The sequence below is a fragment of the Pandoraea sp. ISTKB genome (assembly GCF_001721285.1).
In the GTDB taxonomy this organism is placed as follows: domain Bacteria; phylum Pseudomonadota; class Gammaproteobacteria; order Burkholderiales; family Burkholderiaceae; genus Pandoraea; species Pandoraea capi.
The window spans coordinates 71460-84963 of record NZ_MAOS01000023.1; the positions used below are offsets into that span (position 1 = coordinate 71460).

General features: G+C 61.7%; 13 protein-coding genes. 9 read left to right on the forward strand and 4 right to left on the reverse strand.

All coding sequences use genetic code 11. The features are described from left to right. Positions 1–310 precede the first annotated feature (310 nt). From hydA to A9762_RS06355, 8 genes are all read left to right on the forward strand, one after another. Positions 311–1720, forward strand: a complete 1410-nt coding sequence (hydA, locus tag A9762_RS06320; RefSeq protein ID WP_069341179.1) for a dihydropyrimidinase — start codon at positions 311–313, stop codon at positions 1718–1720. Positions 1721–1803: 83 nt separating this feature from the next. Beyond that, positions 1804–3450: an ABC transporter substrate-binding protein gene (locus A9762_RS06325; protein WP_206093554.1), complete on the forward strand. Its 1647-nt coding sequence runs from the start codon at positions 1804–1806 to the stop codon at positions 3448–3450. Positions 3451–3501: 51 nt separating this feature from the next. After that, positions 3502–4542, forward strand: coding sequence for an ABC transporter permease (locus tag A9762_RS06330; protein WP_069341180.1), 1041 nt, complete (start codon positions 3502–3504; stop codon positions 4540–4542). Then, a complete protein-coding gene (locus tag A9762_RS06335; protein WP_069341181.1) occupies positions 4539–5384 on the forward strand; it encodes an ABC transporter permease in 846 nt (281 codons plus the stop codon). Before A9762_RS06330 ends, A9762_RS06335 begins: the two co-directional genes overlap by 4 nt. Before the next feature lie 17 nt (positions 5385–5401). Continuing rightward, a complete protein-coding gene (locus tag A9762_RS06340; RefSeq protein WP_170836192.1) occupies positions 5402–7045 on the forward strand; it encodes an ABC transporter ATP-binding protein in 1644 nt (547 codons plus the stop codon). A gap of 18 nt (positions 7046–7063) precedes the next feature. After that, on the forward strand, positions 7064–7822 hold the full coding sequence (locus A9762_RS06345; protein ID WP_069341183.1) for an SDR family NAD(P)-dependent oxidoreductase: 759 nt from the start codon (positions 7064–7066) through the stop codon (positions 7820–7822). 14 nt (positions 7823–7836) lie between these two features. Next, on the forward strand, positions 7837–8766 hold the full coding sequence (locus A9762_RS06350; protein WP_069341184.1) for an allantoinase PuuE: 930 nt from the start codon (positions 7837–7839) through the stop codon (positions 8764–8766). 48 nt (positions 8767–8814) lie between these two features. Further along, entirely contained in the window at positions 8815–9537 is a 723-nt protein-coding gene (locus A9762_RS06355; protein ID WP_083253682.1) for a GntR family transcriptional regulator, read from the forward strand. Positions 9538–9565: 28 nt separating this feature from the next. Here A9762_RS06355 and ndhC read toward each other — a convergent pair whose 3' ends face one another. Together ndhC and A9762_RS06365 are read right to left on the reverse strand one after the other, a co-directional pair. Beyond that, positions 9566–9925, reverse strand: coding sequence for an NADH-quinone oxidoreductase subunit A (gene ndhC / locus A9762_RS06360; protein ID WP_069341185.1), 360 nt, complete (start codon positions 9923–9925; stop codon positions 9566–9568). A gap of 144 nt (positions 9926–10069) precedes the next feature. Next, entirely contained in the window at positions 10070–10384 is a 315-nt protein-coding gene (locus A9762_RS06365) for a multidrug efflux SMR transporter (protein ID WP_069341186.1), read from the reverse strand. 213 nt (positions 10385–10597) lie between these two features. On the opposite strand from A9762_RS06365, the gene A9762_RS06370 reads away from it, so the two are divergent. Further along, on the forward strand, positions 10598–11278 hold the full coding sequence (locus A9762_RS06370; RefSeq protein WP_139133114.1) for a hypothetical protein: 681 nt from the start codon (positions 10598–10600) through the stop codon (positions 11276–11278). Positions 11279–11344: 66 nt separating this feature from the next. Here A9762_RS06370 and A9762_RS06375 read toward each other — a convergent pair whose 3' ends face one another. Continuing rightward, complete coding sequence (locus A9762_RS06375; protein WP_139133115.1) at positions 11345–12280, reverse strand: hypothetical protein; 936 nt, start codon at positions 12278–12280, stop codon at positions 11345–11347. 407 nt (positions 12281–12687) lie between these two features. Continuing rightward, a complete protein-coding gene (locus A9762_RS06380) occupies positions 12688–13419 on the reverse strand; it encodes a response regulator transcription factor (RefSeq protein ID WP_069341189.1) in 732 nt (243 codons plus the stop codon). Positions 13420–13504: the final 85 nt, after the last annotated feature.

Here is a 13504-nt window from a genome sequence, read left to right on the forward strand (position 1 = left end):
CCGCGCGCCGGATTCGATCCGGCTTTCAAGACCGACAGGCCGTCGTCCCCGGAAAGGGCGATGGCCTTTTTTCATGCCAGCAGGCAATCGGGAGCACTGACATTCCCATCTTTTCAAGCACTCGACAGGTTCCGAAGGATGTCGGGGGTTTGCCCCTATTGTGGTGTTAAGTCGCTGATTTCAGTATGAAGTTGTTGTGTACATTGTTGTCGACTAGTTTTGTTTCTAAAAATGTGAGCAAGTCTTGTTGACATAATTTTGGCGCGATAGATTCGTGCTGAACATTCGGCGGCTTTCAAGGATGGCAAGAATGAGTGCTTCTTTTGACCTGGTCGTGCGCAACGCCAGGATTGCAACGGCGAGCGACACTTTCCACGCGGACATTGGCGTCAAAGGGGGCGTCATTACGCAACTGGGCATTGGGTTACCCAGGGGGGAAAGCGAGATCGACGCCAGAGGGCGGGTGGTGACGCCGTGCGGCGTCGACGGGCACTGCCATCTCGATCAGGTGATCCCGCCGCCCGTCCGAATGGCCGACGACTTCCTGAGCGGCACGCGCTCCGCCGCGTGCGGTGGAACGACGACGATCATTCCTTTCGCCGCCCAGCAGAAGGGAGAGTCGTTGCGCAGCGCCGTCAACGAATATCACCGTCGGGCGGAAGGGCGGGCGTCGATTGACTACGGTTTTCATCTGATCGTGACGGACCCCGCGCCCGATGTCGTCAACCGCGAGTTGCCGCAGTTGATCGCCGAGGGCTATACGTCTTTCAAGATTTACATGACGTATGACGACCTTCGTCTCAACGACCGGCAGATGCTGGAGGTCATGGCGGCTGCACGCAAGCATGGCGCCATGACGCTGGTGCATGCCGAGAACGCCGACTGCATCGAGTGGCTCACCGAGAGTCTGCTGAACGCCGGATTGACCGCGCCGCGCTATCACGCGACGTCACGTCCCATGCTGGTCGAGCGGGAGGCGACGCATCGTGCCATCAGCTTTGCCGAGCTGGTCGATGTGCCTATCGTGATCGTTCACGTCTCCGGGCGCGAGGCCGTTGAGCAGATCCAATGGGCACGAAATCGCGGCATCAACATTTTTGCCGAGACCTGCCCGCAATATCTCTTCCTGTGTGCCGAGGACCTCGGCATCGACGATGACTATCACGGCGCGAAATGTGTGTGCAGCCCGCCGCCGAGAGACCCGGCGAATCAGAAGGTCATCTGGCGCGGACTGGCTGACGGCACTTTCACGATCCTTTCTTCCGATCACGCCCCTTTTTCCTTCGACGACCCGCACGGCAAACAGCCGAACGGAGAGCAGCCGGCGTTTCCCTACATTCCGAACGGCATTCCGGGCCTCGAGACCCGTATGCCGCTGCTCTATACCGAAGGCGTGCTCGCCGGCCGGATCTCGCTGAACCGATTCGTCGAACTGACGTCGACCAACCCGGCCAAGCTCTATGGCCTGCATCCGAAAAAGGGAACGATCGCCATCGGCGCCGATGCCGATCTGGTCATCTGGGACGAAGCGGAGCGCGTGCTGACCAACGACATGCTGCATCACGCGGTCGACTACACGCCCTATGAAGGCAGACGGCTGAGGGCATGGCCCGGCATGACGCTTTCGCGCGGGGAGGTGGTCTGGGACGGTGCGACGTTCAGCGCAACTGCCGGCAGGGGGCAGTTCCTGAGGCGTGGGTTGCCCTCTATCCGGCAATAAGGCGCCGCGCGGAAATCACCCGACACGCGGGCGAACGTGATTCGTAGGACTTGTTGAAAACTGGCTAAGCATGGAGAGAAGCGATGGACATCTGTGACGAAGTGGTAGCGCGCGAGCGCATGCTAAGAACGGGATTCGGCGCGCGGGCGGCGCTGATTGCGATGACGGCCGTGGCCTCTGTCATGGCGGTTTGCGGGGTGAGCCCGGCATTTGCCCAGAACAATAGTTCGGTGCTGCTGGTCGCGGGTCCGCGCACACCCGAATCGCTCGATCAGGAGTATCCGCCGACTGAAGCGAGCCACGAAGCGCGACGCAATATCTATGAGCGGTTGCTGACCTACGCACCGAAGGCAGGCGAGGGGGGCGTGAGCGTCGAAAACTTCGACAAGCTCACCGGGGCGCTTGCCGAATCATGGCAAACGTCGCCGGACAAGACTTCCATCACATTCCACCTGCGCCAGGGCGTGAAAAGTCCGGTCGGCAACACGCTCACCGCCGACGACCTGATGTGGACGTTCGAGCGGGGCTGGAACCTCAAGGCGAACTTTCACTGGTACATGACGCAGGTGCTGAAGATTCAGGACTTCAAGACCGCGTTTCAGAAGATCGACGACCGCACGGTGAAGGTGACGTTGCCCAAGCCCTCGCCGCTGATCGAGCGTATCTGGGTGAATAACGATCTGGGCATCATCGACGCCACCGAAGCCAAAAAACACGCGACCAGCGACGATCCCTGGGCGTCACGGTGGCTGTCCGGCCACTCGGCATCGTATGCGCCCTATCAGGTGACGAAGTATGCGCCGGGGCAGGAAGTCGTCTATGAGGCGAACAAGAACTACTACCGGGGCGTACCGAAGATCACCCGCGTGATTTTCCGCGAAATGCCGACGTCGTCGAACCGCCTGGCGGCACTTCAGGCCGGCGCCGTGGACGTTGCCGAGTGGTTGCCCGCCCGCGAATTGAACACGTTGTCGAGTTTTCCGAACGTGAAGGTGTGGAAGGTCTTCGGCAACTATGTCCAGCGCGTGGAGATGAACAACAACACGCCGCCGTTCAACAACGAAAAGGTGCGTCAGGCGCTGAACTATGCGGTGCCGCGCGACGAGATCCTCAAGGCAGTGTTCTACGGCACGGCGCGTCCGACGAAGAGCCCGATCTCCGAGATCTATCCGGCCTTCACGGACAAGTTCTTCGACTATTCGTACAACCTCGACAAGGCGAAGGCGCTGCTCAAGGAGGCCGGGTTCGAGAAGGGCTTCAAGACGCAACTGGGCTACCCGACCGGTGACCAGACGGCCGAGGAACTCGCCATCATTCTCAAGACGTCGCTCTCGAAGATCGGCGTGGATGTCGAGCTTCAGAAGCTGCCGGCGTCGACATTGGTCGAGCGCTATTCGAAGGGCACGATGCCGATGTACTTCTTCCGCGACATGGCGATCGTGCCCGATGCGGGCTACGTCGCGAACCTCTGGCTCAACAGCGCCTCGCTGATCAACTACTCGCATTACAAGAACAGCGAAGTCGACCGGTTGATCAACGACAGCCTGTCGTCGACCGACGAGCAGAAGCGCCGCACCCAGATGGAGCGCGTCCAGCAACTCGTGATGCAGCAGGCGCCGTGGATTTTCCTGATCAACCCGGGCTACCAGCTCGCCACGCGCAGCAACATCAAGGGCTATAGCTGGAACACCACGAACGGCAACACCTGGTACGACTTTTCCAAAAACTAAGCGGCTTGGGGCGGGGGGCCCCGAGTCGCAGTCGACGTAGCAGAGGTTCTCATGGCACTCATCTCTTTATGGCGCACCCTGCCGAGATCGTTACGGATCATATTGGCTCGGCTGGGTACGCTGATTCCTCAGATGTTCGGCGTGATGTTCGCCACATTCTTGCTGGTGCGTCTGCTCCCGGGGGACCCCGCGTTGCTGATGCTGGGCAACATGGCAACGCCCGAAGCCATTGAGGCGCTTCGGGAGAAGCTGCACCTCAATGCCTCGATCTGGTCGCAGTTCGGCGCGTATCTGTCGGCCCTCACGCACGGCGATCTCGGCACCTCGATGTTCACGTCGAACCCGGTAACGGTCGACTTGCTGCAACGCGTGCCTGCGACGATGGAACTCATCGTCTATTCGATGTTGCTGACCATCGTCATCGGTGTCGGGCTGGCCGTTGTCTCAGTGGTGCGCAAAGGCGGGGCGATCGATCGTCTGGGCAAGGTGTACGGAATGGCGGCCGGTGCGATTCCCGATTTCTGGGTCGGGCTGCTGCTGATCTATGCGCTTTTCCATCTGGCGGGCATTGCGCCGGCCCCGTTCGGTCGCATTGACACGTTTCTCACGCCGCCGCCGATGATCACCGGCTTCTACACCATCGATAGCCTGCTGACCGGCGACTGGGAGGCGTTCCGTTCATCGGTGTCGCACCTGTTCCTGCCGGTGCTCACACTAAGCATCGTGAATGCCGGCGGGCTGATGAAGCTGAGCCAGTCGGTGTTCGCAGACATCTACAAGAGCGAGTTCATTCGGCATGCCCGGGCATCTGGCCTCTCTGAGCGGCGCATTGTCCTGAGCGCGTTGCGCAACAGCCTGCCGCCGATCATCACCATGGTCGGGTTCCTCTTCAGTTTCCTGTTGGGCGCGGCCGTGCTGGTGGAGACGATCTTCGCCTGGGGCGGGCTGGGGCAGTACGCCGTGCAGGCGGTGACCAACAGCGACTATCCGGCCTTGCAGGGATTCGTGCTGGTCGCCGCCGGTTTCATTCTTCTTGTTTATACGGCGGTGGACGTGTTCTACGGCCTGGCGGATCCGAGGATCGAAATATGAAAGCGATCAAATCGTTATCGAATGGCCGCATCAGCGCCGGGTTAAGTGTGGGCGTCGCGCTGTTGTGCCTGCAAGTGGTGATGATCGTGTTTGCGCCGCTGCTCGCGCCGTATTCGCCGGTCGACGCCGATCCGCTCAACGTGCTCAAGGCGCCGTCGTGGGCGCACTGGTTCGGCACGGACGTCTCGGGCATGGATATTTTCTCCCGGGTGATCTACGCCACCCGGATCAACCTCCTGATCAGCGTGACGGCCGTGGCGGGCGCTTTCATCGTAGGCGTGCCGATCGGGTTGTTCATCGGGTTTTACCGCAATGCTGTCAGCACGCTTGTGATGCGCGTTTTCGACTTCATCCAGTCGTTCCCGGTATTCGTGCTGGGCATGGCGCTGGTATCGGTCATGGGACAGGAAATCTGGAACGTCGCCATCGTGCTCGCCGTGCTGTTCGTGCCGATGTTCGCCCGGTTGATCCGGGCGGAGGTGCTGTCGCTGCGCGACCGGCCGTTCATCAGTGCGGCACGCTGTAGCGGTGCGACGGACCGCACGATCATGTTCCGCCACATTCTGCCCAACGCCATTACGCCGGCCATCGTGCAGATCTCGATCAGCATCGGTATGGCCATCTTGCTCACGGCGGGACTTTCGTTCGTGGGGGCCGGCGTACGTATGCCTACGCCGGAGTGGGGGCTGATGGTCGCGAACGGCGCGCAGCAGATGATTCTCGGCGTCTGGTGGGCGGCGCTCTTTCCCGGGCTGGCGATTGTGTTTTCCGTACTGACATTTGCGGTACTCGGCGACGCGCTCAAGCGCTACTCCGAATCCGCGTCGCGGGGTGAAAAGTGAAGACTTCCGAAGATTCCATGTTGTTGGAAGTGAGCGGACTCACCGTCAGCTTCGATGGCGAAGGTGACGCCAAGGTGCTTGACGACGTGAGCTTTTCACTGCGACGTGGCGAAATCGTCGGCATCGTCGGCGAGACGGGGGCCGGGAAGTCGATTCTGGCGCGCGCCATCATCGACATGCTGCCGGAAGGCGGCCGTGTGGATCGCGGCGCGATCAAAGTGGAGGGGCGCGACATTTTCGCCCTGAGCGCACAGGAGCGTCGGGGCTATCGCGGTGGCGACGTGGCGCTGATCGGTACGAATGCGAAGATGCTTCTCGACCCCGTGGAGACGGTCGGGGCGCAGGTCGTCCGTGTGCTTCGGGACCATAAGAAAATCGGCAAGAAACAAGCCTGGCTCGAAGCGATCGAGTTGTTCCGTCAGGTGGGCATCGTGAACCCGGAGGCGCGCGCCCATGCCTATCCGCACGAGATGTCCGGCGGGATGGCGCAGCGCGTCGTGATCGCCATGGCGTTGATCGCGCAACCCAAGATTCTGCTGGCCGACGACGCCACATTGGGTCTGGACGCCACCATCCAGTTGCAGGTGCTGGATCTGATGGCGCAAAAGGGCAAGGACCTGGGGTTGGGGGTGCTGCTGATTACGCATGATCTGGGCATCGTCGCCAATTACTGCGACCGCGTCGCCATCATGAAGTCGGGCAAGCTCATCGAGTTTTCCGAAGTGACCGACTTCGTCAAGGCGCCGACACGTGAATACAGTCGTGAGCTTCTCGACGCCGCCAGGGTCCGGCCATCCACGCTACGACTCGACGATGCGCCTCGCATGCGTGTCGTCGAGAAGCCGCCGTTGCTTGAAGTCGAGAATCTGGTGAAGACGTTCAAATCGGATCGCTCGCACGCCGTGGTGAAGGCGATCGATAACGTCTCCTTCAAGATCGCCAAAGGCGAGACGCTCGCGTTGGTCGGAGAGAGCGGCTCCGGCAAGACGACGACCGGTCAATGCCTGTTGCGATTGCTTGCATCGGACGCCGGCACGATCCGGTTCGATGGACAGAGCACACGGGAGATGAGCGACGCCGAGTTTCGCGGCATCCGGCGGCGTATGCAGATGGTGTTTCAGGAACCGTATGTGTCGCTCAATCCCCGATGGCGGACGGAGGATCTCGTCGCGGAGCCGTTTGGCCTCCTGCCGCGTATGACGCAGGCCGACCGGAAGAAGCGGATTCTCGAACTGCTGCAACTCGTCGGTGTGGCCACGCGCAAGACCGCGTGCTACCCGCACGAGCTGACCGCCGGTGAACAGAAGCGCGTGGGGATCGCCCGCGCGCTCGCGGCGAATCCCGATTTCATCGTGTTCGACGAATGCACCACGGCGCTCGACATTCGCGTGCGGGCGCAGATTATCGACCTCGTGCGCAACCTGCAGGCCGAGATGGGGCTGTCGGCGCTGTTCATCACGCACGACCTGAATTCGGTCCGCTCGCTGGCGCATTACGTGGCGGTCATGCAGCAGGGGCGGATCGTCGAGACGGGCGAGACGGAGGCGATTTTCGCGAGCCCGGTTCAGGCATACACGAAGAAGCTTTTGCAGGCCGAGCTGCCGATCGAGTGCGTGGAGCGAGGCACGCCGCATCTGGCCGTGCTTGGCGAGCATCAATGACTCAGGGAGACGAACGAAATGGAATCTTTCTCGCTTGAAGGTCGAACGGCCGTCGTCACCGGCGGTAACACCGGTATCGGGCGTTCCATCGTCGAAATTTTCGTAGCGCATGGCGCGAAGGTGCTCATCTCCCATTTTCGGGATGAGGCGGGCACGGCGCAGTATGCCGACGCACTCGCGCAGCGCGGCGCAAATGTCGCGTTCGTCGAGTGCGACGTGACAGACGAGCATTCGGTGGCGCGACTTGGCGACGAAGCGCGGCGACACCTGAACGCCATCGATATTCTGGTCAACGGCGCCGGTATCTGCGGCGAAGTCCCGTTCGGCGAGATGACGATTGCGCAATGGGACCAGATGATGGCCGTGAATCTGCGCGGGGCGTTTCTTGTCACGCGGCAGTTCTTCGACGGCATGAAAGCGCGCAAGTACGGGCGAATCATCAACATTGCGTCTCAGCTGGCTTACAAGGGGACGGTGGACTCAGCGCACTATTGCGCGTCGAAAGCGGGGCTGGTGGGTTTTACGCGCGCCTTGTCATACGAGGGCGCGCCGTTCGGTGTGACCGTGAATGCCATCGCACCCGGGCCGGTCGAGACGGCGATGCTTGCGGGCTTCACCGACGAATGGCGGGCGATGAAGTTCGCCCAGTTACCGGCGCGCCGATTCGGGCACGTTGACGAAATCGCACCCACCGCGCTGTTGCTCGCCTCGGAGACGGGCGGCGCGTATTTCATCGGACAAACGTTGTCGCCGAACGGTGGCGACGTGATGCTGTGAGGGAGAGCCAGCGAATGCATGCGAAAACATTGTTCACACCGGAGCGGGACTATCAGGGGTACGGCCGGACGCCGCCGCATCCGCATTGGCCCAACGGCGCGCGAATTGCCATCAATCTGGTCATGAACTATGAAGAGGGGTCGGAGCCGTCCGTCCAGTTGGGCGAGGCGCAGTCGGAGACATGGTTTACCGAATCGCACGGATTGAATTCGGGTGTCGCCGGCCGGGATCTGGCTGCCGAGGGCCTGTTCGAGTACGGCAGCCGGGTCGGCTTCTGGCGGCTGATGCGTATAATTCAGGACCGGGGATTGCCTGCCACGATTTTTGGATGCGCGTTGGCGCTGGAGAGAAATCCGGCCGCCGCCGCCGCGATTCGGGAATCGGGTTTCGATGTCTGTAGCCACGGTTGGCGTTGGATCAAGCACTACGCGCTGACGGTCGACGAGGAGCGTGAGCATATCCAGATGGCAGTCGAGTCGCTGCGGCGAACGACCGGACAGACGCCGCAGGGCTGGTATTGTCGCTACGCACCGTCGGAGAACACCCGGCGTTTGCTGGCCGAGCACGGCGGCTTCCTTTACGACTCGGATTATTACGGCGACGAACTGCCGTTCTGGACGACGGTTGACGATGCACCCCACCTCGTCATTCCCTATTCGCTGACGACAAATGACGGGCAGTATGCGGCGCAGACGGGCACCTCGCAGCAGTGGTTCGAGTTCATGCGCGATGCGTTCGACATGCTGTATAAGGAAGGGCAGACGTCGCCCAAGATGATGTCCGTCGGGCTTCACCTGCGGTTGATCGGGCATCCTTCCCGGGCGGTCGGGCTCGAGAGGTTTCTCGATCACGTGTTAAAGCACGAAGGCGTATGGTTCATGCGCCGGGTCGATATTGCCCGACATTGGATTGAGCGGCATCCTTACGTATCGGACAAAAGCTAGATCGTTTGCCCTGCGCGCCGCCCGCGTCGGGGCCGGATTCCTGACAACATGCCTAAAGCCTCTCAACAGTCGCGCGACAAGACACCGAAATCAACCGTCCCCGAAAGCACCAGCGAGGAAATCTATGAGCGGATCTACCTCGCGTTGCTGGAGCATCGGTTGACGCCCGGCACCAAACTGGCCGAGGAGCGGATGGCCGCGATTTTCAACGCCAGCCGGGCGCGTGTCCGGGAGGCGCTGAGCAAGCTGGCCTATGAGCAGATCGTCGAGGTGTATCCGAAGAAGGGTTGGTTCGTGGCAAAGCCTTCCGTCGAACAGGCGCGCGACGTGTTCGAAGCGCGCCGCACGATCGAACCGGCTGTCATGCGCCGCCTGGCGGCCGGGATGGATGCCGACAAGCTGGCCGCGCTGCATGCGCATCTGGACAAAGAGATGGACGCACGGCAGCGGGACGACAAACGCGCGGTTATCCGTCTGTCCGGCGAGTTCCACAACCTGGCGGCGACGCTGGCGGGGAATTCGTCCTTTACCCGGAGTCTTCGCGAGCTGTCGACGCTGACCTGCCTCGTGATCCTCGTCTACAACGCACCGATCGTCGAAAGTTGCCGCGCGGACGAGCATGAACGAATCGTTCGCGCGCTTGCCGATAAAGACGGCGAGAAGGCTGCGGAAATCATGCTCGAACATCTGGACCACATCGAGCATTCGCTGGATCTGGGCACGGCGTCGGAGGAAGCGGATCTCGAGGCCATATTCGCCAGCGTCGCATGACGGTCGTCGCAAGGCCGTACGCGACGATTCACTCCCACTCGAACGCTTTCTTCTTCCACTCGTAAGCGAAGCCGAGAACCAGCACGCCGAGAAACGCGATCATGGCGGCGAGGCTGACCATGCCCGCTTCGCGCAGCGATACGGCCCAGGGGATGGTGAACGCCAGTTCGATGTCGAAAATGATGAAGAATATCGCCACGCGATAAAAACGCACATCAAACTGCTTGCGCGCATTACCGAACGCGTTGAATCCGCACTCGTAAGGTGAGCCCTTGGCTTCGTCCGGGCGGTTCGGACGTATGGGTTTCGCGACAACCAGCAAGCCTGCGCCGATCAGCAGGGCGACGACGAGGAACAGCAGTACGGGATAGTATTCGGAGACGTCCATCGGGCGACCACATGAGAGGAAAAGCGGGCCGGCGGTGCATGCGCTACGTGGCAATCGCGTTGTCGCGGTTATCCCGCTATCTCGCCATCGCATCCTTACGCAATCGCCTCGCCGGTCGGAGAGCGCTATCAAAAGGACTGCGAATTACGAGGAGAGTTTCATCAGCACGAGGCCGCTGACGATCAGCGCAGCCGCAGCGAGGCGCGTCGTACTGACGAGTTCGCCAAGCACTACGATACCCACGACGAATGCGCCGACGGCACCGATGCCGGTCCAGATCGTGTAGGCCGTGCCTAGCGGGAGGGATTTCATGGAAACCGACAGCAAACCGAAGCTGGCGGCCATCGTCACGAACGTGACAAGAGAGGGTAGCGGTTTCGTGAAGCCGGCAGACTGCTTCATCGTGTACGCCCAAAGCACTTCCAGTACACCTGCAAACATCAGATAGATCCAGGCCATGACGGCGCTCCCAAAAAGAGCCGGGCCGTCCCGGAATGTATCTTCAACAGGTGAGGTCGTCCTCACGTCCGACACTATACGAGTTCACCGGATTCTGCGCAATGTCTCCACGATTTATCCTTGTTTGATGGGTAGCATCGTTCGCGACAGGTGATCCCGTTCGTTATCGGCATGTTGCCGATGCGGCTTGCACCTTGCGTTGTCGGAGCAGGAATGGAGCACCCCGGAAGCCAGGACATGCGCGACGCCATCGAACGGCTCGCCGCTGCGATGGACAAGTCGCGCAAAGAACTCGAAGGCCTCGCCAGACGCGATGTCGCGCTACGTGCGAGGTATCGGACCTCCGTCTCGCGTGTTGCCGAGCGCGCCATCCCGGACCTGCGCCGCAGCACGCTCGATCAACTGATCGCCGATCACAGTCATTTCGTCGATGCCGTCGTCGTCGACGTTTTCGCAAAGAACGGCATGTTCGCCCGCGTGCTCAGAACTCGTCGGTACTCGGACTCGCTCGCCGCACTGCGCGACAGTTTCGCCGACTACATCGGGCGTTCCGGCGTGGCACCGTTCGCGTCGGCGCGCGCGGAAATTGCCGCCATCGAAACGCTGATGGTGCGCGCGAGAGAGGAAGAAGTGGACGCCGCCGGCGTGCTCGCCGGCATGCGCAGCATCCTCGCCAACGATGTGCCCATTCCAGGCGAGCTCGTTCCCGACATCCGGCTCGTTTGCCGTGCGCGCTCCCGAAAAGCGAGCGCGATGCCATTGAGCGGGCGGCTTGCGCACGGCAGTAGCACGTTACCGCAGGACAAACCGGATAGCGCTGGCATCGCGGCGTCTGAACTCGCTGGCATTCCCCAAAGCGTGCGCCAGTTTGCGCTGTCGATGGCCGTTGCCTGACGTCGATAGCGATCAAGCCGCGACCGGCGCGCTCCGTTCATGCGTTGAGCGCGGCACAGTCCAGCATCAGGTGATATTCGTCAGGCTGCGCAGCGCCTCGCCCAGCACCGTTCGCGCTTTGTGATGCGCATGTGCGACTTCCAGGTGCAACTGTCCGATATGGGTTCGCTGGATGCCTGCCATCGTCGAGACTTCCGGCGCGTCATGCGATGGCGGCTGCGCTTGATGCGGCATGGATGGCGTCGGGCCCATGGGATGCGAATCGCTTTCGGAATAGGGCGGCGGCGCGTCTTCAGGTGTTGCATGGTTCGCCACGTCGCGAACCGCTTCGAAATGCCCGCCGTGATCGATGACCAGAACGGTTTTCGCCGTAGGCGATCCCGAGTCGATGCGATCGCGAATCAGATGACCACCGACCATGGACAATACCTCGACGTTGAGCTTCGTCTTGATCGACGGATCGCTGTTGATGAGGTTGACGAACTGTCGGGCGGCCGCGCCGCCCGCGCTCAGTGGCTCGCCGTGCCTGGCGCCCGATCCCGGCGTCGAGACAAGGATGTCGCGGAAGTGATCGGCCAGCATGCCGTGCTGCGCGCGATCCAGCCCGTCCACATGCTCGAACACCGACAGCATGAAGCAATTGTTGACGCCGTTCGGCGTACGTCCGTCATTCGGGACGACTTCCATCCCATGCGCGGCGATCGCGGCTTGCAGCGGACCGGTGTGCGAATGCGTCGTCATCACCTCTTCGAGAAACTTGAGCTTTCCTGCCTCGCCCATCGCCAGATAGGGGGCTTTGAGTTCGTGCGGCAACGCGTCGAAATCGAACTCGGCCTGCATGCGCGCCGAGTTCGTCAACTGCGACGGCAGGCTCGCCAACATGGCGTCGATACGACTTTCGCGCAACGCGAATGCCAGTTGTGCTGCTTCTTCCTGCGCATTGGCCGGCACGGGGATGGCCCGGTCGCCATGCGTGCGGGTAGGCGAAGGCCTTGGCGGCACCTGGGGCACCTGGGGCAGCGGGGGCAGGGGTCTGCGCCGCAGCGAAGGTTGCGCAGTGCCGGCCGGTGTGGCGAGTGTCGCCGGACGCGCGTTCAGGCCGCTCAGTTGTGCCGGGCGTGACGGAGCGGTCGGCCGCGACGGCGGCGCGCCGGCGCCAGGAGAAGGCGACGGGTGTCCAGTCGTGCCCGTAGGCACTGACGTTGGCGTGGGCGGCAGAGCGCGCGGCAGTCTTGGCGGCATGGCGATCTCACTAGGCGTCGGGACAGGCGGGGCGTGCGCGGCACGTTGCGTCGCGTCAGTCGGACTCACGTCACGTTCGATGACGTTCAGCCCCGCAGTCTGGGCAGCGTAACCGCGCGACGGTCATCGCGCGCATGCCGACTTCGCGATGGCAGTCAGTGCTTCGCTCAGGCCGGCGCGAAGCTCCCGGCGTTACGCTGCGCGGGTTCCACGCGTTGCCCTTGCCGCTCCAGCGTGTACCCGCCGCCGTAGACGGTGCGAAGCACAAGACCGTGGTCGCCGCGCAAACCCAGCCGGTTGCGCAGCTTATAGACGTGTTGCTCGATGCTGCGCCCCACGACACCCTCATCGTTGGCCCAGATGGCGCCTGCAATTTGCGCACGGCTGATGCGCACCTCCGGCTGGCTGAAAAAGAGCCACGCCACGGCGAATTCACGGGCCGTGAGCATGACTTCCACGCCATGGACCGCCACGGTGTCGCGCCCACGGTCGACCACATAGGCGCCGATTTCGAGAATATCGTTGCCGCGCGCGGCCGTGGCGTCGGCGCGGCGTTGCAGGGCAAGACTCAGACGAACATGCAATTCGTTCACGTCGAGCGGATACATAACGACGTCATCGCATCCGGAACGAAACGCGAAATCGAGCATCCACGCCGGTGTCGCCATACTGATGACCGGCACGCCTTCGCCGCGACCGCCACGCCGTCTGGCGAGCACCCGTTGCATATCTCCCGGCCCCAACGACGCGTCGACGAGAATCGCGCAGTAGCTAGTGGACATGGCAGCAGCGGCATATTGCTCGGCATCGCTGAAGTGATGGCAGGTGCCATCGGTTTCAAAACTATTGCGAACCGCTTCGAAAAGCGCAAAGTCTCTCGTCAGGATTGCAAACTTCATCGGTTTTTCCAATTGCCAGCCTTTTCATTGCCTGATGTCTCTGGTCAGGCGTTAGTCCTTTGATGGATAAAACACTTGAAGCCGA

Excerpts from the sequence above, each read along its gene's own strand:
- hydA (WP_069341179.1), top strand. The coding sequence starts at position 311 with ATGAGTGCTTCTTTTGACCTGGTCGTGCGCAACGCCAGGATTGCAACG.
- A9762_RS06325 (WP_206093554.1), top strand. The coding sequence starts at position 1,804 with ATGGACATCTGTGACGAAGTGGTAGCGCGCGAGCGCATGCTAAGAACG.
- A9762_RS06330 (WP_069341180.1), top strand. The coding sequence starts at position 3,502 with ATGGCACTCATCTCTTTATGGCGCACCCTGCCGAGATCGTTACGGATC.
- A9762_RS06335 (WP_069341181.1), top strand. The coding sequence starts at position 4,539 with ATGAAAGCGATCAAATCGTTATCGAATGGCCGCATCAGCGCCGGGTTA.
- A9762_RS06340 (WP_170836192.1), top strand. The coding sequence starts at position 5,402 with ATGTTGTTGGAAGTGAGCGGACTCACCGTCAGCTTCGATGGCGAAGGT.
- A9762_RS06345 (WP_069341183.1), top strand. The coding sequence starts at position 7,064 with ATGGAATCTTTCTCGCTTGAAGGTCGAACGGCCGTCGTCACCGGCGGT.
- A9762_RS06350 (WP_069341184.1), top strand. The coding sequence starts at position 7,837 with ATGCATGCGAAAACATTGTTCACACCGGAGCGGGACTATCAGGGGTAC.
- A9762_RS06355 (WP_083253682.1), top strand. The coding sequence starts at position 8,815 with ATGCCTAAAGCCTCTCAACAGTCGCGCGACAAGACACCGAAATCAACC.
- ndhC (WP_069341185.1), bottom strand. The coding sequence starts at position 9,925 with ATGGACGTCTCCGAATACTATCCCGTACTGCTGTTCCTCGTCGTCGCC.
- A9762_RS06365 (WP_069341186.1), bottom strand. The coding sequence starts at position 10,384 with ATGGCCTGGATCTATCTGATGTTTGCAGGTGTACTGGAAGTGCTTTGG.
- A9762_RS06370 (WP_139133114.1), top strand. The coding sequence starts at position 10,598 with ATGGAGCACCCCGGAAGCCAGGACATGCGCGACGCCATCGAACGGCTC.
- A9762_RS06380 (WP_069341189.1), bottom strand. The coding sequence starts at position 13,419 with ATGAAGTTTGCAATCCTGACGAGAGACTTTGCGCTTTTCGAAGCGGTT.